The sequence below is a fragment of the Ensifer adhaerens genome, from assembly GCF_001270265.1.
In the GTDB taxonomy this organism is placed as follows: Bacteria; Pseudomonadota; Alphaproteobacteria; order Rhizobiales; family Rhizobiaceae; genus Ensifer; species Ensifer adhaerens_B.
In genome coordinates this window covers 96,897-115,430 of record NZ_LGAP01000015.1, presented here as the reverse complement: position 1 = coordinate 115,430, position 18,534 = coordinate 96,897, and the positions used below count along the sequence as shown (strand labels likewise).

The window sequence follows — 18,534 nt, the reverse complement described above, 5'->3', positions numbered from 1 at the left end:
ACCCCACCTCTCGTGCCCACCACATACGAAAAGACCCGGCGCAAGCGCCGGGTCTCGAAGTCGATTGTTGCGGAGGCTTAGCTGGAAGCCGCTTCATACATTTCGAGCACGTAATCCCAGTTGATCAGGCTGTCGACGAACGCTTCGAGGTACTTCGGACGCGCGTTGCGATAGTCGATGTAATAGGAATGTTCCCAGACGTCGACGCCGAGGATCGGCGAAGCACCGTGAACGAGCGGGTTCTCGCCGTTCGGGGTCTTGGAGATTTCGAGCTTGCCGTTCTTGACCGAAAGCCATGCCCAGCCCGAACCGAACTGGCCGGTGCCGGCCGCGATGAAATCGGCACGGAACTTGTCGTAGCCGCCGAGGTCCGACTTGATGGCTGCGTCGAGCTTGCCCGGCAGGCTGGTGCCGCCGCCGCCCTTCTTCATCCACTTCCAGAAGTGGATGTGGTTGTAGTGCTGGCCGGCATTGTTGAACAGCGGCTGGTTGGTACCGTAGGACTTCTTGACGACTTCTTCGAGCGAGAGGTCGGAGAGGCCGGCTTCCTCGGCAAGCTTGTTGCCGTTGGTCACGTAAGCGAGGTGGTGCTTGTCGTGGTGGTATTCGAGCGTCTCGCGCGACATGTAGGGCGCCAGCGCATCGTAGTCATAGGGAAGGTTCGGCAATTCGAAAGCCATGTGGGCATCTCCTCTTGGCATGGGATTTCGTCAGGGAAATCTGTGAGCGGGAACATAGGCACCGGCCCTGCAGGAGGCAACCGATGCAATGCCAATTTTTCCTCAACCCACGGAATATACTTTCAACATCATTTTGAAAGCGCGCGCGCCCCGAGCACATTCGCGCCACGTTTCGCGGGCAGCGTGAAGGTCAATGCAACCGTTTGAGAATAAGGACTGTCCATGCCGCATCGCCCGATCCTGACCCTTGCCCTTGTCGCTGCAACCGGATTTGTCGCGACCGGCGCCCATGCATCCTCCGGCGATGCCTGGGAAGAATTCCGGGCCGACGTTTCGGAGAAATGCATCGCGGCCGCCCCTTCGCTCGATAAGCCGGTCGTCGTCGTCGACCCATTCGGCTCCGAGAGCTTCGGGCTGGCGCTGGTCTCCGGCAAACCGAAGGGTGCAGAAAATGCCGTGACCCAGATCTGCGTCTACGACAAGCAGAAGAAGACAGTGGAGATCGGCGGCGAGCTTGCGCCCGACACCGTCACGGTTGTGGCACCGGCAACGGAGCAATAGCCCAGCCGCCTTCGACAATCGCAGATCGTCGGCGATGGCTGCCAAACTGGTTCGGGCGATGCCGATAGTGCATGTCCTGTCGTGCCCCGAGCAAGTGTACGATTTGCGTTGGCCTGCCCTTGCCGCCGTCTCCTGGCGAAAGAACCGGAAAACCAACTTCAACGCGCCAAAGGACACCATGGACGATCAGACACTCGATAGCCTGCGCAAAACGATTCTAGCCGGATTCCCTGATCTTGCCGGGTCGGCATTCAGCCTGGCGACCGCGGGCTGGCATTCAACCGCCGTCGATGTCGACGATCGCCTGATCTTCAAGTTTCCACGCCATGAGATCGCCGAGAGGGCGCTGATCAAGGAAGCGTCGCTGCTTTCCGCGATCCGCCCCAATGTGTCGATGGCCGTTCCCGATCTCAAACTCCATGAGGGACCACCGCTTTTCTCGGTGCATGGCAAATTGAAAGGCGAGCATCTGGTAACAGCCGACTATGACAAGCTCTCCGAAACGGAGCGCCGCGGCCTCGGTCGGGACCTTGGACAGTTTTACGCCGAGCTTCACCGGCTCGATGACGGCCAGATGGCGGCTGCGGGCGCTGGACCGGTCGAGCAATGGCAAACAGTGGAGACGATCAGGCGCAAGGCCCTCCCGGCTCTCCCGGCAGCCCTTCACGCGCTGGCGGCGGAGACTGTCGAAGCCTTCGAGCGCCTGGGACCGGACCCCTACGGCTCGACCTACGGCTTCTTCGATGGCCATGGCTGGAACATGGCCTTCGACCATGCGGAGCGCCGGCTCAACGGCGTCTATGATTTCGCCGACTCTGGAATCGGCCCGCTTCACCGTGAGTTCATCTATTCGTGCTTCATTTCTCCGGATCTAACGGCGCGAATTGTCGAAACCTATGAAGATCTGACAGGTCTGGCACTCGACCGCCGGCGCATCGCAGTGCTCACCGGCATGCATCGGCTGTCGGAGCTGGCCGAACTCGCCGACGATCCCGAGCATGCCCCGACGATGCTGCGCAGCGTCGAGACCTGGGCCACGACCGTGGCGCGGGCAAACTGACCCGCGCCGAGCGATGACAGCCTTTCATCCGGAGATCGGCCGTCACCGCAAACGCTGATGAAATCCTCAGCCGTCCTGGTTCGAATGCGCCCAGTCCATGTAGAGATCACGCGCCTTGGTGGCGATCGGCCCGGCCTGCAGGTCGCGGTCGTCAAGGCGGGTGACCGGCAAGACCTTCGAATAGTTGCCCGAGGTGAAGATCTCGTGGGCGGCCTCGAAATCGGCCATCGACAATGTCGCTTCGACGACCTCGAACCCGGCTTCGCGCAACAGCGTCATGACGCGGAAGCGGGTGATGCCGGCCAGGAAGGTGCGGTTGGCAGCCGGCGTGAAGACGACGCCATCCTTGACCAGGAACACGTTGGACGAGCCGGTTTCGGCGATGTTGCCGAGCATGTCGCGCACCAGCGCATTGTCAAAGCCGCGCGAGCGCGCCTCGGTCAGGATGCGGGCGTTGTTGGGATAAAGGCAGCCGGCCTTGGCATCGGTCGGCATGGATTCGAGCGTCGGCCTGCGGAACGGCGACAGCGTCAGCGACGAGCCGCCATGGCCGTTGCCCATCGGCGCCTCGAACAGGCACAGCGCGAAGCGGGTCGATTCCGGATCGATCGCGACGACGCCGGCCGCGCCATGTTCGGCCCAGTACATCGGCTTGATATAGAGCGCCGTTTGGCCGTCGAATTTCTTGGCACCCTCCCAGGTCAGGGCCTCGATCTCTTCAGGCTTCATGGTCGGCTTCAGCCCGAGCGCCGTTGCCGAGCGGTTGACGCGCTGGCAATGCAGGTCGAGGTCCGGCGCCACGCCGTCGAAAAAGCGGGCGCCGTCGAACACGGTCGAACCCAGCCACATGGCATGGGAGGTCGGGCCGATCAGCGGCGGATTGCCGGACAGCCATTCACCGTCGACATAGGTCCAGGTCACTGAGCGGGGGGATGTATCGACGGCCATCGGCGTCTCCTTCACGTTTGTCTTCCGTATCTTCCGCCATAGCTCGAAAAAGCAGCATGGGGGTGAATGGGTACATCAAAAAATGTCATGGCGTCCATTCTGGCACCGGAACGGCCTCTCGCGTAGTCTTTCGCGCAGGGAAAAGGGGTAGACGTGCGCACCATCAGGCATCTTGATCAGGACGACGTAGAAATCTTCCGCCGCATACGGCTGGAGGCGCTGCACCGCGAGCCGCAGGCCTTCGCTTCCACCGCGGCCGATTGGGCGCGGCTTTCGACGACGGAATGGCAGGCAAGGCTCACCGCAAACACCGTCTTCGTCGCACTCGACGGGGATGAGCCTGTCGGCATCATGGGGCTGATGCGGCAGCGCTCCAGCCGGATGGCGCACCGTGCCACCATCATCATGGTCTATGTGCGCCGCGAGGCGCGCGGTTCCGGCGTGGCGCGCGCGCTTCTCGCGCATCTGACCGACCATGCCCGCTCGGCCGGCATCCGGATGTTGGAGCTCGTCGCCCGCGCCGACAACGAAACGGCCATCCGTTTCTACGAGCGCGAAGAGTTCCGCGAAATCGGGCGCGTTCCGGGCGGCCTCCTCGACGGCGAGGAAGAGATCGACGAAATTCTGATGGCGCGGCACATAGACGGCCGCGCCGCCGCACCGGCTCAGACCTCGCAAGGAGTGCCCCAATGAAAGCCATGTACTACGACGCCTTCGAGAAGACGCCCGAGATCCGCACGCTTCCCGATCCGACGCCGACCGAAAACGGCGTGGTCGTCAAGGTCGAGGCGACGGGCCTGTGCCGCTCCGACTGGCATGGCTGGATGGGTCACGATGCCGACATACGGCTGCCGCACGTGCCGGGCCACGAGCTCGCCGGCATCGTGATCGCTGCCGGCCGCGGTGTGATGCGCTACAAGGTCGGCGACCGGGTGACGGTGCCGTTCGTTTCCGGTTGCGGTCGCTGCGGTGAATGCCGCTCGGGCAACCAGCAGGTCTGCGAGGTGCAATTCCAGCCAGGCTTCACCCATTGGGGCTCCTTTGCCGAATATGTCGCGCTCGACTTCGCCGACCAGAACCTGGTGCACCTGCCGGAGAGCATGGACTTCAAGACTGCCGCCAGCCTCGGCTGCCGGTTCGCGACATCGTTTCGCGCCGTCGCCGACCAGGCGCAGGTCAAGGGTGGCGAGTGGGTCGCCGTTCACGGCTGCGGCGGTGTCGGCCTATCGGCAATCATGATTGCCGCAGCGCTCGGTGCGCACCCGATCGCGATCGACATTGCCGAAGACAAGCTCGCATTCGCCAAAAAACTCGGCGCGGTCGCCACGGTCAACGGCCGCGACACGGATGATGTCGCCGGCGCAGTCAAAGAAATTACCGGCGGCGGCGCCCATGTCTCGATCGATGCGCTCGGGCATCCCGTCACCTGCTTCAACTCGATCAAGAACCTGCGCCGGCGCGGCCGCCACGTGCAGGTCGGCCTGATGCTCGGCGACCATGCGACGCCTGAAATCCCGATGGCACAGGTGATCGGCCACGAGCTCGAGATCTATGGCAGCCACGGCATGCAGGCGTGGCGATACGACGCCATGCTGTCGATGATTGCCGGCGGCAAGCTGCAACCGCAGCAGTTGATCGGCCGCGAAATCGCGCTCGAAGAGGCGATCCCTGCCCTCGTTTCAATGGACCGCGCCACCGACCTTGGCATCAGCGTGATTACCCGGTTCTGAACCGGCACGCCTCAAAGGCTGTTTGCTTTTGGAGGCGGATGCGATTTTGCCCTTAAGCCGGAACCGTTTTCAGGGCAAAATCATCACAGGAAGAATCACGACGAGGTCCTGTCATGGCGCTAGCGGCAGCTGCCACCGGGGAAGAACTCTACAGCCCTGTCCTTGATGCCAATCCGGCCCATCCATCCGGCTGGCCCATCCGGATGATCATCAGTTCGCAAACGGAAGCCCGACACAATCGGGCGCTCTGGGCACCGACGCACCTGATCTCGATGCGGGCGCCGGCGAGCCGGTTGCTGTCGATGATCGAACTGCCACCGGAAAGGCACCTCGAACTCTATTTCGGCGACGCCACCGACCCCGATGCACCCGACGCCGCGCGGCCGGACGCGATCGAGGCGGCCTTCAGCTTTATCGACAGCCTGCCTGAAGACGCGCACCTCCTGGTCCACTGTCTGCGCGGCATCGGTCGTGCGACGGCGCTGAGCCTTGGCTTTCTTGCCCGATACATGTCGCCCGAAGAGGCGGCCGCCGCGTTGCATGCGCTGCGGCCGGAGGCGAAGCCAAACCGGCATGTGGTCGGGCTCTGCGACACGGCCCTTGGGCTCAAGGGAAAGCTTGCCAAGCAGGCCCTGCGCTTCCCCGCGAAGGTCTGGAAACCCGGCAAAGGTTGACGACCGGTGACGCAATGTCGTTGTGCAATGCACAAATCTTTGACATGATCACGCAAAAGAACGGTATCCGCGACGTGCCTCCGCCGGCACAATGCGGTAAGCCTTTGTTTTCGGACACGCTTTGACGGGATGAGAAATCTTGTCCCGCCGTGCGGCCGGAGATGACGGACGGGAGGAAAGAATGTCCCACGCGGCTTATGTGTTCGATGCCTACGGCACGCTTTTCGACGTGCATGCGGCGGTTCGGCGCCATGCTGCCGAGATCGGCCCGGACGGGCAGGCCTTCTCCGAGCTCTGGCGGGCCAAGCAGCTCGAATATTCCTGGGTGCGTTCCCTGATGGGCGCCTATCAGGATTTCTGGCAACTGACCGAGCAGTCGCTCGACTATGCCTTTTCCCGGTTCCCGTCCGCTGACCGCAAGCTGAGGAAACGACTGCTCGATGCCTATTGGACGCTCGATTGCTACCCCGAAGTTCCCGCCGTTCTCAAAGGGCTGAAGGAGCGCGGAGCGCGGCTGGCCATCCTTTCCAACGGTTCTCCTGATATGCTGGCCGCGGCCGTGCACAATGCAGCGCTCGAAATCGTCATTGACGACGTCTTCTCCGTCGACACGGTCAAGACCTACAAGGCGGCACCGGCAGTTTACGATCTCGTCACCACCCGCTACCGGCTTTACCCGCATGCGGTTTCCTTCCAGTCGTCAAACCGCTGGGACATTGCAGGCGCGACGAAGTTCGGCTTCCGCACGGTCTGGATCAACCGGGCGGACATGCCCGACGAATATCGTGACCAGGGCCCGTCGTTGATCCTGCCTTCGCTCGAAAGCCTGCAATTCGGTATCTGAGGGTTTGTCTCAATGGCTTGGTCGGCGTCGCAATATCTGAAGTTCGAAGATGAGCGCACACGGCCCGCCCGCGACCTGCTGGCGCAGGTTCCGGACCTGCCGTCGGGCCCTGCCTTCGACCTTGGCTGCGGCCCGGGAAATTCGACCGAACTGATCCAGCAACGATTTCCGGACGCGCCGCTTTCCGGCCTCGACAGCGACGAGAACATGTTGCTGGCCGCCGCCAAGCGACTGCCGGGCCTGACCTTCGAGAAGGCCGATCTGGCAACCTGGGCACCGCCCAAGGGCGCCTCGCTATTCTTCGCCAATGCCGTCTTCCAGTGGCTGCCCGGTCACCTCGACGTCCTGGAAAGGCTGACCGCATCCCTTGCTGCCGGTGGCACGCTTGCGGTGCAGATGCCCGACAATCTCGACCAGCCGACCCATCTGCTGATGGAAGAAACCGCCCGCAGCGCGGACTTCGCCGACGCCTTCGAAGGCCGGACGATCCGCCGCAATCCGTTGCCGTCGCCGTCAGTCTATGTCGAGCGCCTGTCGCAGCATGCGGCCCACATCGAGGTCTGGCATACCATCTACTATCATCGGCTGGCGAATGCCGAAGCGATCGTCGAATGGGTGAAGGGTACGGGACTGCGCCCCTATCTCGATGCGCTGCCGCCGGAGCGACGCGACGCCTTTGCCGCGGCCTATACCGATCGGATTCGTGACGCCTATCCGGCCCTGAACGATGGCCGGGTACTCCTGCGCTTTCCAAGATTCTTCGTCGTCGCCGTCAAGGCGGACTAGGTCCGATCAGACGAAGCGGGTTTCCAGGCCTGCGCGACCCCCACGTTTCAGATCCGTTCGGCCAGGAAGTCGATGAAAGCGCGGATCCGGGCAGCGAGATGTTCGTGGCCGGCATAGACGGCGTAGACCGTCTCGATCTCGTCAGGCCGGTAGTCCTCAAGCAGTGCGACCAGTCGGCCCGCGGCCAGATCCGGCTCAGCGTGGAAACGGCCGATACGGCCGATGCCGACCCCGGCGAGGCAGAGCTGCTGGACGATCGCGCCGTTCGAGACCTGCAGGTTTCCGAAGACGGACAGAAGCTCGACCGAGGTCTGCCCTGGGGCACGAAAGGCCCACTCGTCGACACTACGGCGGAAGTTGAAGCGAATGCAGTTGTGATTTTCCAGGTCGGCCGGCGTCTGCGGCACGCCATGTCTGGCGAGATAGGCCGGCGACGCGATCACCACCGGCCGGCTTTCCATCAGCTTACGGGCCTTCAACGACGAATCGCGCAAGGGGCCGGTCCGGATCGCCACGTCGGCCCGTTCGCCGACCACGTCGATCAAGCTGTCCGTCAGGGTCAGATCGAGGCGCACCTCGGGATAGCGCTCAAGAAATTCAGGTGCGAGCGGCAGGATATAACGCTCGCCGAAGCCGACCGATGCGTTGACGCGCAGAAGCCCGCGGGGAGAGAGCCGGCCACCGGCGGCAACCAGCTGTTCGGTCTCGGCGATCTCGGTCAGGATGCGCTGGGCGCGTTGCAGATAGACTTCGCCCTCCGGCGTCAATTGCAGGGTCCGGGTCGAGCGCACCAGCAGGCGCGTGCCCAGCCGATCCTCGATCCGAGTGACCAGCTTGCTGACGGCGGATGGCGATAGTCGCAGCCGCCGGCCGGCGGCCGAGAAGCTGCGCGTTTCGCAGACAGCAACGAAGACCTCCATCTCACCGGCGCGGTTGTCCATCATCCACCTTTGAATTCAGTTCACAGTCGTTTGTCCGATTATACGGATTATCGCGCAAGCTCTCCACCCTCATATTCCCCTCGAACCCATCAACACCAAAACGCCCGGTCCCTCCCAACCCGGCGGGAAAAGGTCTTGTCATGCCCATTGCGCTCTTTGCCTTGACGGTCGCGGCCTACGCGATCGGAACCACCGAATTCGTCATCGTCGGCCTTCTGCCGACAGTCGCGAGCGACCTCCACATCACCCTGCCGCTTGCCGGCCTCATCGTCAGCGTCTACGCGCTCGGCGTCACTTTCGGCGCGCCGATCCTGACTGCTCTTACCGGCCGGATCGAACGCAAGCCGCTGCTGGTCGGCCTGATGGCGCTGTTCATCGTCGGCAACGCCGCAGCGGCGCTGTCGCCGAGCTACGAGCCGCTGCTGATCGCCCGCGTCATCTCCGCCTTCGCCCACGGCGTCTTCTTCTCCGTCGGCTCGACCATTGCTGCCGACCTCGTGCCCGAGGACCGTCGCGCCTCGGCCATCGCCATGATGTTCATGGGCCTGACGGTCGCGATCGTCACCGGCGTGCCGCTCGGCACCTGGATCGGCCAGACATTTGGCTGGCGCGCCACTTTCTGGGCCGTCACCGGGCTTGGTGTCATCGCTCTTGCCGCGATTGCAGCACTGCTGCCGAACACGCTGACCAAGGCGCCGCCGGCACGGCTGATCGACCAGGTGCGCGTTCTCGGCTCCGGCCGGCTGCTGATCGTCTTCGCTATGACCGCGCTCGGTTACGGCGGCACCTTCGTCGCCTTCACCTTCCTGGCGCCGATCCTGCAGGAAATTACCGGCTTTTCCGAGGGCGCCGTCAGCCTGATCCTGGTGCTCTACGGCGTCGCGATCGCGATCGGCAACATCGCCGGCGGCAAGATCGCCAACAGCGATCCGGTGAAGGCGCTGGTTGGGCTGTTCCTTGCTCAAGCCATCGTCCTTGTGCTCTTCACCTTCACGGCTACTTCTCAAGCCCTGACGCTGTTGACGTTGGCCAGCCTTGGCTTCCTGTCCTTTGCCACCGTGCCCGGCCTGCAGCTCTATGTCGTGCAGCTTGCCAAGCAGCATCGGCCCGGCGCCGTCGACGTCGCCTCGGCGCTCAACATTGCCGCCTTCAACCTCGGCATTGCCGTTGGCGCCTGGCTCGGCGGCGTCATCGTCGCCTCGCCGCTCGGCCTCGGCATGACGCCGGTCGTCGGTTCCGTTCTCGTGCTGGCCGCCCTGCTGCTCACACTTCTCAGCGGCGCACTTGACCGCAAGGCAGAAACCGTCGGCCAACCCGCTTGAAGAAGCGACCGTCAGGCCCACCTATATCCTCGTCTCTTTCCCGCCCGGCCGATGGCCGGGTGCTCTGCAAAAACAAGGAGTTCCCACATGCATTCGGTCAATTCCAACGGCGCCAACATCCCGGCGCTCGGCTTCGGCACCTTTCGCATGCCCGGCGCCGACGTACTGCGCGTGCTGCCGGAAGCGTTGAAGCTCGGCTTCCACCACGTTGATACCGCCCAGATCTACGGCAACGAGGCCGAGGTCGGCGAAGCCATTCACCAGTCGGGCATCGCGCGTGCCGACATCTTCCTCACCACCAAGGTCTGGGTCGACAAATATGCCCATCGCGACTTTCTCGCCTCGGTCGACGAAAGCCTGACGAAGCTCAAGACCGATCACGTCGACCTGCTACTCCTGCATTGGCCGGGCGGTAGCGACGTGCCGATGGCCGAGCGTATCGGCGCGTTGAACGAAGTCCATAAGGCCGGCAAGGTTCGCCATATCGGCGTCAGCAACTTCAACACCGCGCAGATGGAAGAGGCGGTAAGACTCAGCGACGCGCCGATCGCCACGAACCAGGTGGAATATCACCCCTATCTCGACCAGACGAGGGTGCTCGGCACCGCCCGCAAGCACGGCATGTCCATCACCGCCTACTACGCCATGGCCAACGGCAAGGTCCCCAACGATCCGCTGCTGAAGGATATCGGCGCGCGCCATGGCAAGACGGCGGCACAGGTGACCTTGCGCTGGCTGGTGCAACAGAAGGACGTGATCACGCTCTCGAAGACCGCCACGATCGAGCGCTTGAAGGAAAACTTCGACATCTTCGACTTCGCGCTTGGCGACGGCGAGATGGCAGCGATTCACGCGCTTGCCCGTCCGGACGGCCGCATCGTCAGCCCCGAAGACCTGTCGCCGGTCTGGGACAAGGCCGCCTGACAATAGTTTGCCGATCCGCCGCCGGTCGAGTTCCAAACCGACGGCGGATGATCTATGCAGATCCCCGAGGGGATCGATGCCGATCTCCCCGGGGGACGAGCTGTCGAAGGGAGGGGTCGATGACGTCGAAAACCGTTGAGGTGGGCGACATCGCTCCGGACTGGCCGGCCATCATTGCCGTCGTGCTTGGCGTGACCGCCTTTTCCGTCGCACAGGGCCTTACCTACCCCTTGATTTCGCTCTCGCTGGAAGGCCGCGGCGTCTCGGCCGCCACGATCGGCCTCAATGCCATGGGCTTTGCTGCCGGCCTTGCCGCGGCGACCCTGCTGCTCGGGCACCTGACGCGGCGTGCCTCTGTCGACAAGCTGATCATCGCCAGCCTCTGCGGCTGTTCGCTCTGCCTCGCAACGCTTGCAGCCACGTCCTCGCTGCCGATCTGGTTTGTTGCCCGCTTCGCGCTCGGCTTCTTCGTCAGCATGGTCTTCATGCTGGGCGAGGCCTGGCTCAACACCGCCTGCCCGGACCGGCTGCGCGGTCGGGTTTCCGGCCTATACGGCGCCGGCATGTGCGGCGGCTTTGCGGCCGGACCGCTGGCGATCCCGCTTCTCGGCACCAGCGGCGGTCTCGGCTTTGCGCTGCTGGCGATCTACATCGCGCTCGTCGCCTTCCTGACCGGCCTTCTGACCATGGGCGCGCGGACGCGGCCGGAACCGTCGTCGACGCGCGACCTCTTTGCCTTCTTCCGGCATGCGCCGATCCTGATCCTGATGGTGCTGATGTTCGGCTTTGCCGATATTGCGGCGATCTCGGCGATGCCAGTCTACTTCGTCAAGTCGGGCCATTCCCAGGCCTTTGCGGCGTTGAGCGTGACGGTGCTCGCGGTGCCAACAGCATTGGCGCAGCCCTTCATCGGCGTCTTGCTCGACAAATTGCCCCGTCGACGGGTGGCGATCTCGGCAGCTGCGGTGGCGGCAACCGGCTATCTCGCCATTCCGCTGGTCACGTCGGCGCCGCTGCTGCTGGCGCTGTTCGCGCTGATCGGCGCTGCCAGCTTCGCGCTCTATACGGCGGCACTGACCATGCTCGGCGAGCAATATCGCGGCAGCATGCTGGTGGCTGGAAGTGCCGCCTTCTCGCTCGCCTATGCGGCCGGCAGTGCGGCCGGATCGGGCGCCACCGGGTTTCTCATGGCGCTGATCAACCCGACCGCCGGCCCGCTCGGCGTCGGCATGGTGCTGGTCGTCTTCACGCTGATATTCGCCGTCGCCGGCCGGCGATAGGCCCGGCCGTCAGCGCCCGCAAAGCCGAGCGAGCGCATCGCCAAAAACACGCGCCGCCGGCCCGAGCGGCTCGTCGATCCGGTGCGCGAGATAGGCCTCGGCGGCGACCTGGCTGTTGCGGCCAAGCGAGGCCGTCGGCAAGCGGATGAGCCGGCCCTCGGCCAGATCCCTCTCCACCTGCCAGAGCGGCAGCCGCCCCCACCCGAGCCCCGCCAGGATCATCGCATGTTTGGTGTCCTGGTTGCTGACGCGGCAGGTCTGCGGCGAAAGCACGCCGAAGTCGCGACCTTCCGAGCGCTGCGAGGGGTCCGACTGGACGATCTGCAGATGGTCGGCGAGTTCCGGGCTGCCGAGCACGCCGTTGACGGCGTTCAGGCCCAGCGGATGCTGAGCGGCGACCACCGCGATCAAATGGACGTCCGTCAGTGCCTGCCGGCCGATCGCCGGATCACGAAAATCCTCGCCGACCATGATGCCGAGGGTGAAGCGCCGTTCGATCAGGCCATCGAGCGGGCCGCCGAGCGGCGAGACCGCGAGCCTGATGGCAACCGAGGGATAGGCCACCCGCATCTCCTTCAACGCCGCGCCGACGGTCGCAATCGGGAACAGCGTATCGACGATCAGCGACAATTCCAGCTCGATGCCCTCACCGAGGCCGCGCGCACGGGCACGCATGGCATCGACGCGCAACAGGATATCGCGCGCATTGGCGAGCAGAGCCTGCCCTTCGGGCGTCAGCACCGGTCGATGGCCGGAGCGGTCGAACAGGGAAACGCCGAGCCCGGCCTCCAGATTGGCGATGGCATGGCTGACTGCAGACTGGACGCGCGAAAGCCGGGCCGCACCGGAACGGAAGCTGCCGCTCTCGGCGACCACCACGAAAGTCCGCATCTGGTCGAGGGTCAAGGCGTCAAGCATGATCGATTCCATAGATCAATTTGATGAAAATTATATCACTTTTTCAGATCAGTGAAAGCCTCCATCCTCCCTGACATCAGCAGCGCGAACGCGCCGCGGGCCGACACAAGCGGAACAAGGGAAACCGAAATGACAAAGATCCTCGTGCTCTACTACTCCTCCTACGGCCACATCGAGACGATGGCCGCAGCCGTTGCCGAAGGCGCCCGCGCTACCGGTGCGAGCGTTTCGTTGAAACGCGTGCCGGAGATCGTCCCCGAAACTGTCGCGATCAATGCCGGCTACAAGCGCGACCAGGATGCACCGGTCGCAAGCGTTGCCGAATTGCCCGATTATGACGCGATCATCTTCGGCACCCCGACGCGCTTCGGCAACATGGTCGCGCAGATGAAGAATTTTCTCGATCAGGCGGGCGGCATCTGGGCCAGGGATGCACTGGTCGGGAAAATCGGCAGCGTCTTCACCTCGACCGGCAGCCAACATGGCGGCCAGGAGTCGACGATCCTCGCGACACATACGGTGCTGCTGCATCTCGGCATGGTGATCGCCGGCCTGCCCTATAGCTTCAAGGGCCAGATGCGCATGGATGAAATCAGCGGCGGTTCGCCCTATGGTGCCTCGACACTCGCCGACGACGGCAAGGGCGGCGACCGGCAGCCGAGCCGCAACGAACTGGATGGCGCGCGATTCCAGGGCCGACACGTCGCCGAACTGGCATCAGCGCTGGTCGCCGGCAGGGCACGCGTGGCGGAGCTGGCCTGATGTCGGCGGTCGTCGCTTTTACCCCGGAGAGAACCGACTGGATCGCAGTCACCGCAGTCGTTGCGGCCGGCATGGTCGCAGCGATGCAGGTCGGCAAGGGGCTGATCGCCGGCCCTCTGCTGCAGGCAGACCTCGGGCTCGACCTGACCGGGCTTGGATGGCTGACCTCCGTCTTCGCAATCGTCGGCGTCGTCGGCGGCATGCCGGCCGGAGCCATGGTCGCCACGATCGGCGACCGGCGTATGCTCGGCGTCGGCATGGGCATCCTCACATTCGGCATCATGATCGGTGCCGCAAGCCCGAATTTCACGCTGCTCATCCTGTCCCGCATCTTCGAGGGGTTCGGTTTCCTGCTCGTTGTCGTGGCCGGTCCGGCGATCCTCATGCGCATTGTCGCCTCCGCGCGGCGCGATCTCGTCCTTGCGCTCTGGAGCTGCTTCATGCCGGCGGGCATGGCGATCGCGATGCTCTCAGGCCCGCTGTTTGCGAGTTGGCAGGCGATCTGGTGGATCAACGGCCTGATTGCGCTCCTCAGCCTGTTGACGGTCATCGCAGCGGTCTCACCGTCGCAGAGCGGGCCCCGCGCATCCGCCAGCGGCTTCCGCACGGACGCGACCGCAACGCTGACAAGCCGCGGGCCGGTGTTGCTCTTTGCGCTTTTCGCCCTCTACAGCCTGATGTCGTTCACGCTGTCCAGCTTCCTGCCGATCCTGCTCGTCGCGCGCATGAACGTTTCGCTTGGACCTGCGGGCGTGCTCAGCGCCCTCATCACGCTTGCCAACGTCATCGGCAATCTTGCGGCGGGTAACATGCTGTCTCGAGGCATCGGCCGCAGTCGTCTCGTTATCATTGCAGCCACGCTTATGGGCGCCTCCGGCCTGTGGATCTTCCTTTCGCAATCGGGTGACACGGTGACGTTTGCACTGTGCGTGCTGTTTTCAGCGATCGGCGGGCTGATCCCCGCGACCTTGATCTCGACGGTGCCGATGCTGTCGCCACGCCCGGCGCTCGCGCCGATGGCGATGGGTCTGCTGATGCAAGGCAGCAATCTCGGGCAGCTCGTCGGCCCCGTCGCCGTCGGGACCGCGATCGAACTTTACGGCTGGACGTCGGGTGCTGCCTTCATCGGCGTGGGCGCGCTCTTCTGCATCCTGCTTTCGACAACCCTCGATCGCGTCCTTGGCGCCAGGGCCCGGGAGCAGCGACCGGGTGGCCTATCTCGCCTCGCTGGCACTGATCAAGACGCTGCCCTTTGACGTGCTGGTGCCGAGCCTGGCAAAAGGACTGCCCTTTCACCGAGCCGACGCACGGGAAACGGAAAGCCAGATCGAGGCGATGCGGCGGCTGGAGCACGGCGCGGACGGTTAGCGCCGTCCAGGGCATGACGCCCCGACAACAAAAAACCCACCGGGCACGAGCGCCGGTGGGTTTTTCTTTAAACGCGTCCGAAAGCGATCAGACGAACTGGCTGAGGCCCGGGACCGAGGCGACGACTTCGTCGACCACGTCGGCGCCAGCCTTTTCCTTGGCGAAAGCGATGGTTTCCTTGGCGAGCGAGGTGATCTCGCCCATGCCAAGGCCCTGGCTCATCAGCTGCTGGCCGAGCGCCATGACACCGCCGCCGCCGATCGCCGACATCAGGCCGCCGAGCAGACCGCCGCCGCCCGTGCCCTCGCCGTTATACTGTGCGATCAGGTCGGTTGCGCCCGGGATCGATTCGATCATCTGGGCAACCGGGCCGTCGGCCGCTTCGCGCTGCAGAAAGCCGAGGATCATGCCGACAGCCTTCTCAGCCGTCGCAGGCTCAAGGCCAACATTCTCCGCTACGCGCGTGACCAGTTCATTCATGGAAAACTCCCTCGTTGAATTTTGACGTTGACGTCAAGGTAAATGATCGCTTGCGAAATAACAAGCGACTATGGATGGAATGCCGAGCAATCCACCAGCTTTCGGGCAGCCCGTAGCGCGTCTCGCAGCAAAGCAATTCCACAGCTCAGAACAATCGTTTCACGGTCGTGACCGGTTGGCAATGCGACCGATCGGCCCCCGGCTGAAGGGACATGTTTCGCGGTTGCACGCCACAATCGCCTTGTTGCCGGGTGGAGCGGCACCGCCTATAACAGGGTCGAGCCACATTTCGATGACGGGCCCCGGCAGACAAGTCGCGAACCGCCCGCTTTCATTGATGAAACGGAGATGAAGCCCACATGGTGGAAGAAGGCAAGCTCTTTATCGGCGCCAGCCGCAAGCCGGACGATTCGATCAACAAAGGCGAATATCTCGAGCTGAAATTCGGCAACCGCCACGGGCTCATCACCGGCGCCACCGGCACCGGCAAAACCATCACCCTGCAGATCCTCGCCGAAGGGTTTGCGAACGCCGGCGTCCCGGTGTTCTGCGCCGACGTCAAGGGCGACCTCTCGGGCATCGGCGCGATCGGCGAGACCAAGGACTTCATCCTCAAGCGCGCCGAACAGATCGGCCTGCCGACCAATCCGTACGAGTTCCAGGAATTTCCCGTGATCTTCTGGGATCTCTACGGGGAAAAGGGCCACCGCGTCCGCACCACCATGTCGGAAATGGGTCCCCTCCTCCTGTCGCGACTGATGAACGCGACGGATGCCCAGGAAGGCGTGCTCAACATCGCCTTCAAGATCGCCGACCAGGGCGGCCTGCCGCTGCTCGATCTGAAGGACCTGCAGGCGCTGCTCAACTACATGGGCGAGAACGCCACCCAGCTTTCCAACCAGTTCGGCTTTATCTCCAAGGCCTCGGTCGGCTCGATCCAGCGCGAACTGCTGATCTTGGAACAGCAGGGCGCCGAACATTTCTTCGGCGAACCGGCGCTGAAGATCACCGACATCATGCGCACGACCAATGACGGGCGCGGCGCGATCTCGGTGCTTGCCGCCGACAAGCTGATGATGAACCCGCGCCTCTACGCGACCTTCCTGCTCTGGCTGCTGTCCGAGCTGTTCGAGGAGCTGCCCGAAGTCGGCGATCCCGAAAAGCCGAAGCTGGTGTTCTTCTTCGACGAAGCGCATCTGCTGTTCAACGATGCGCCAAAAGTGCTGACCGAGCGCGTCGAACAGGTCGTGCGCCTCATCCGCTCCAAGGGCGTCGGCGTCTATTTCGTGACACAAAACCCGCTCGACGTACCGGAAACGATCCTCGGCCAGCTCGGCAACCGCGTCCAACATGCGCTGCGCGCCTATACGCCGCGCGACCAGAAGGCGGTGAAGACCGCCGCCGACACCTTCCGTCCGAACCCGGAGTTCGACTGCGCGACGGTCATCACCAATCTCGGCACCGGCGAGGCCCTGGTCTCCACCCTCGAAGGCAAGGGCGCGCCGACGATGGTGGAGCGCACCTTGGTGCGACCGCCGCAGTCCCGCGTCGGCCCGCTGACGGCGGACGAGCGGCAGAAGGTCATGGATGTCAGTCCCGTTCGTGGCCAGTACGACGAAGATTTCGACCGTGAATCGGCCTATGAAATGCTGACGGCACGGGCGAAGAAAGCGGCGGAAGCGCAGCAGCAGGCCGAGCAGGAACCGGTGGAAGCCAATACCGGCGGTAGCCGCTGGACGCTTCCGGGCTTCGGCGACGACGAGCCGGCGGCGCCTGCCGGAAAGCAGGCCCGTCCGCGTTCCTCCGGATATCAACGGGAGACCGTGGTGGAAGCGGCGATGAAATCGGTTGCCCGCACCGTTGCGACCCAGGTTGGTCGCGCTTTGGTTCGCGGCATCCTCGGCAGCCTCAGCAGGCGCTAGTCGCGGACGCTGTCCGCCAAGACTATACGAATGACGATTTCTGAACGCCCTGGTCCGCCGGATCAGGGCGTGCCTGCATCGGATAGCGCTCCATCTCGCCGTCAATGACGCGAGGATCTGAGCATCAAGGCATACAACAAAGCCCGGCGGGAACCATCCCGCCGGGCTTTGTTATTTTCTCAGCGAAATGAGGGCCTCAGGCGACAGTGAGCGTGACGTCGATATTGCCCTTGGTCGCGTGGCTGTAGGGGCAAACGATATGCGCCTTCTGGACAAGATCTTCGAGAACCGCCTTGTCGACGCCCGGCGACGAGATTTCGAGCGCGGCGTCGATGCCGAAGCCCGTGCCGTCCTCACGCGGGCCGATGCCGACCGTGCCCGTCACCGTGGTGTCTTCGGGAAGCTTTACCTTTTCCTTGCCGGCGACGAACTTGAGCGCACCGAGGAAGCAGGCGGAATAGCCGGCTGCGAAAAGCTGCTCGGGATTGGTGCCGCGGGCGCCGTCGCCGCCCAGTTCCTTCGGCACGGTCAGCGTGACGTCGAGAACGCCATCGGCGCTCTTGGCCTGGCCTGCACGGCCACCGGTTGCGGATGCAGTGGTACGATAGAGAATGGGCATTGGCGGGGTCTCCTTTGCGGTTTCGATGTCGATGCGGATCACATATCGCAAAATTAAATTGCACGCAAATTAATTTTGCAAATTGCATTTTCGACCTAAATTTGCAACAATGCCGGAATGACGACCAAAGCGGCACAATTCGATAGGCTCCCGGACGAGGCGCTGACGCTCGGAAAACAACTCTGTTTCGCCGTCTATTCTGCTGCGCATGCCTTCAACCGCGCGTACAAGCCGCTGCTCGATCGTTTCGGCCTCACCTACCCGCAATATCTCGTGCTGCTGGCGCTCTGGCAACAGGACGAAATGACGGTCAAGCGCATCGGCGAGGAGATTGGGCTCGATTCGGGAACGCTGTCCCCTCTCTTGAAGCGGTTGGAGGCGGCAGGCTATGTCGGTCGCCAACGCGATCCCGGCGACGAACGGCAGGTGATCGTCAGCCTGACGGCGAAAGGCCGCGACCTCAAGACAGAGGCCTTCGGCATTCTTGCAGATATCGGCAAGGCGTCGGGATGCAGCCTGGAGGAAGCCGGCGAAATCAGGGAAACCCTGCATCAGTTGACGCGACAGCTCTCCTCGGGCGAGAGCGAAAGCTAATCGTCGCCATCGCACCGATGGCAACGTCGAAACGTCAAGACTTAAGAAGCTTGCCGAGATCGCGGTGACCGCGCCGATTTTGCGCGGAACAGGAACCGGGCGCCGTGGTGCGGGCACCCGG

The 18,534-nt window shown here is 63.6% G+C and carries 21 protein-coding genes; 15 read left to right on the top strand and 6 right to left on the bottom strand.

All coding sequences use genetic code 11. From position 1 onward, the window contains the following. Positions 1 to 77: 77 nt before the first annotated feature. A complete protein-coding gene (locus tag AC244_RS20915) occupies positions 78 to 680 on the bottom strand; it encodes a superoxide dismutase (RefSeq protein WP_053250742.1) in 603 nt (200 codons plus the stop codon). A gap of 222 nt (positions 681 to 902) precedes the next feature. Between AC244_RS20915 and AC244_RS20910 the strand changes: the two genes are divergently transcribed. Both AC244_RS20910 and AC244_RS20905 read left to right on the top strand, forming a co-directional pair. Continuing rightward, positions 903 to 1,241, top strand: coding sequence for a hypothetical protein (locus AC244_RS20910; protein ID WP_053250741.1), 339 nt, complete (start codon positions 903 to 905; stop codon positions 1,239 to 1,241). A 178-nt stretch (positions 1,242 to 1,419) separates the two neighbouring features. Then, positions 1,420 to 2,301, top strand: coding sequence for a phosphotransferase family protein (locus AC244_RS20905; RefSeq protein WP_053250740.1), 882 nt, complete (start codon positions 1,420 to 1,422; stop codon positions 2,299 to 2,301). Positions 2,302 to 2,367: 66 nt separating this feature from the next. On the opposite strand, the gene AC244_RS20900 is transcribed toward AC244_RS20905, so the two are convergent. Beyond that, positions 2,368 to 3,249, bottom strand: a complete 882-nt coding sequence (locus AC244_RS20900; RefSeq protein ID WP_053250793.1) for a branched-chain amino acid aminotransferase — start codon at positions 3,247 to 3,249, stop codon at positions 2,368 to 2,370. A gap of 153 nt (positions 3,250 to 3,402) precedes the next feature. Between AC244_RS20900 and AC244_RS20895 the strand changes: the two genes are divergently transcribed. The 5 genes from AC244_RS20895 to tam all read left to right on the top strand — a co-directional run bounded on the left by AC244_RS20895 (position 3,403) and on the right by tam (position 7,283). Further along, complete coding sequence (locus AC244_RS20895) at positions 3,403 to 3,942, top strand: GNAT family N-acetyltransferase (RefSeq protein WP_053250739.1); 540 nt, start codon at positions 3,403 to 3,405, stop codon at positions 3,940 to 3,942. Continuing rightward, positions 3,939 to 4,979: a zinc-dependent alcohol dehydrogenase family protein gene (locus AC244_RS20890; RefSeq protein WP_053250738.1), complete on the top strand. Its 1,041-nt coding sequence runs from the start codon at positions 3,939 to 3,941 to the stop codon at positions 4,977 to 4,979. The genes AC244_RS20895 and AC244_RS20890 overlap by 4 nt, the downstream gene beginning before the upstream one ends. 113 nt (positions 4,980 to 5,092) lie before the next feature. Next, on the top strand, positions 5,093 to 5,653 hold the full coding sequence (locus AC244_RS20885; protein ID WP_053250737.1) for a phosphatase: 561 nt from the start codon (positions 5,093 to 5,095) through the stop codon (positions 5,651 to 5,653). A gap of 181 nt (positions 5,654 to 5,834) precedes the next feature. Continuing rightward, positions 5,835 to 6,497, top strand: coding sequence for a haloacid dehalogenase type II (locus AC244_RS20880; RefSeq protein WP_053250736.1), 663 nt, complete (start codon positions 5,835 to 5,837; stop codon positions 6,495 to 6,497). Positions 6,498 to 6,509: 12 nt separating this feature from the next. Beyond that, entirely contained in the window at positions 6,510 to 7,283 is a 774-nt protein-coding gene (gene tam, locus AC244_RS20875) for a trans-aconitate 2-methyltransferase (RefSeq protein ID WP_053250735.1), read from the top strand. A gap of 47 nt (positions 7,284 to 7,330) precedes the next feature. On the opposite strand, the gene AC244_RS20870 is transcribed toward tam, so the two are convergent. Further along, entirely contained in the window at positions 7,331 to 8,224 is an 894-nt protein-coding gene (locus tag AC244_RS20870; RefSeq protein WP_053250792.1) for a LysR family transcriptional regulator, read from the bottom strand. Between the two features lie 140 nt (positions 8,225 to 8,364). Here AC244_RS20870 and AC244_RS20865 point away from each other — a divergent pair, with 140 nt between their 5' ends. The 3 genes from AC244_RS20865 (at position 8,365) to AC244_RS20855 (ending at position 11,750) form a co-directional block, all read left to right on the top strand. Then, on the top strand, positions 8,365 to 9,546 hold the full coding sequence (locus AC244_RS20865) for an MFS transporter (RefSeq protein ID WP_053250734.1): 1,182 nt from the start codon (positions 8,365 to 8,367) through the stop codon (positions 9,544 to 9,546). A gap of 87 nt (positions 9,547 to 9,633) precedes the next feature. Next, positions 9,634 to 10,470: an aldo/keto reductase gene (locus AC244_RS20860; RefSeq protein WP_053250733.1), complete on the top strand. Its 837-nt coding sequence runs from the start codon at positions 9,634 to 9,636 to the stop codon at positions 10,468 to 10,470. A gap of 119 nt (positions 10,471 to 10,589) precedes the next feature. Further along, positions 10,590 to 11,750 (top strand): MFS transporter, encoded by a 1,161-nt coding sequence (locus tag AC244_RS20855; RefSeq protein WP_053250732.1) that lies wholly within the window; start codon positions 10,590 to 10,592, stop codon positions 11,748 to 11,750. A 9-nt stretch (positions 11,751 to 11,759) separates the two neighbouring features. Here AC244_RS20855 and AC244_RS20850 read toward each other — a convergent pair whose 3' ends face one another. Continuing rightward, positions 11,760 to 12,668 carry a LysR family transcriptional regulator gene (locus AC244_RS20850; protein ID WP_053250791.1) on the bottom strand — a complete coding sequence of 303 codons (909 nt, stop codon included), beginning with the start codon at positions 12,666 to 12,668 and terminating at the stop codon, positions 11,760 to 11,762. Positions 12,669 to 12,797: 129 nt separating this feature from the next. Here AC244_RS20850 and wrbA point away from each other — a divergent pair, with 129 nt between their 5' ends. Genes wrbA through AC244_RS37200 form a run of 3 tightly spaced genes read left to right on the top strand, consistent with a single transcriptional unit; the run spans position 12,798 to position 14,798 of the window. Continuing rightward, positions 12,798 to 13,430 (top strand): NAD(P)H:quinone oxidoreductase, encoded by a 633-nt coding sequence (gene wrbA, locus AC244_RS20845; protein WP_053250790.1) that lies wholly within the window; start codon positions 12,798 to 12,800, stop codon positions 13,428 to 13,430. Further along, on the top strand, positions 13,430 to 14,686 hold the full coding sequence (locus tag AC244_RS20840; protein WP_063934130.1) for a CynX/NimT family MFS transporter: 1,257 nt from the start codon (positions 13,430 to 13,432) through the stop codon (positions 14,684 to 14,686). The genes wrbA and AC244_RS20840 overlap by 1 nt, the downstream gene beginning before the upstream one ends. After that, positions 14,640 to 14,798 carry a hypothetical protein gene (locus AC244_RS37200; RefSeq protein ID WP_161807886.1) on the top strand — a complete coding sequence of 53 codons (159 nt, stop codon included), beginning with the start codon at positions 14,640 to 14,642 and terminating at the stop codon, positions 14,796 to 14,798. Before AC244_RS20840 ends, AC244_RS37200 begins: the two co-directional genes overlap by 47 nt. Positions 14,799 to 14,885: 87 nt before the next feature. On the opposite strand, the gene AC244_RS20835 is transcribed toward AC244_RS37200, so the two are convergent. Continuing rightward, positions 14,886 to 15,278 (bottom strand): DUF2780 domain-containing protein, encoded by a 393-nt coding sequence (locus AC244_RS20835; protein ID WP_053250731.1) that lies wholly within the window; start codon positions 15,276 to 15,278, stop codon positions 14,886 to 14,888. A 359-nt stretch (positions 15,279 to 15,637) separates the two neighbouring features. Here AC244_RS20835 and AC244_RS20830 point away from each other — a divergent pair, with 359 nt between their 5' ends. Continuing rightward, a complete protein-coding gene (locus AC244_RS20830) occupies positions 15,638 to 17,200 on the top strand; it encodes a helicase HerA-like C-terminal domain-containing protein (protein ID WP_053250730.1) in 1,563 nt (520 codons plus the stop codon). A gap of 196 nt (positions 17,201 to 17,396) precedes the next feature. On the opposite strand, the gene AC244_RS20825 is transcribed toward AC244_RS20830, so the two are convergent. After that, the gene (locus tag AC244_RS20825; RefSeq protein ID WP_053250789.1) at positions 17,397 to 17,819 is read right to left on the bottom strand and encodes an organic hydroperoxide resistance protein; all 423 of its coding nucleotides are present in this window, start codon (positions 17,817 to 17,819) and stop codon (positions 17,397 to 17,399) included. 117 nt (positions 17,820 to 17,936) lie between these two features. On the opposite strand from AC244_RS20825, the gene AC244_RS20820 reads away from it, so the two are divergent. Beyond that, complete coding sequence (locus AC244_RS20820; RefSeq protein ID WP_053250729.1) at positions 17,937 to 18,413, top strand: MarR family winged helix-turn-helix transcriptional regulator; 477 nt, start codon at positions 17,937 to 17,939, stop codon at positions 18,411 to 18,413. Positions 18,414 to 18,534: the final 121 nt, after the last annotated feature.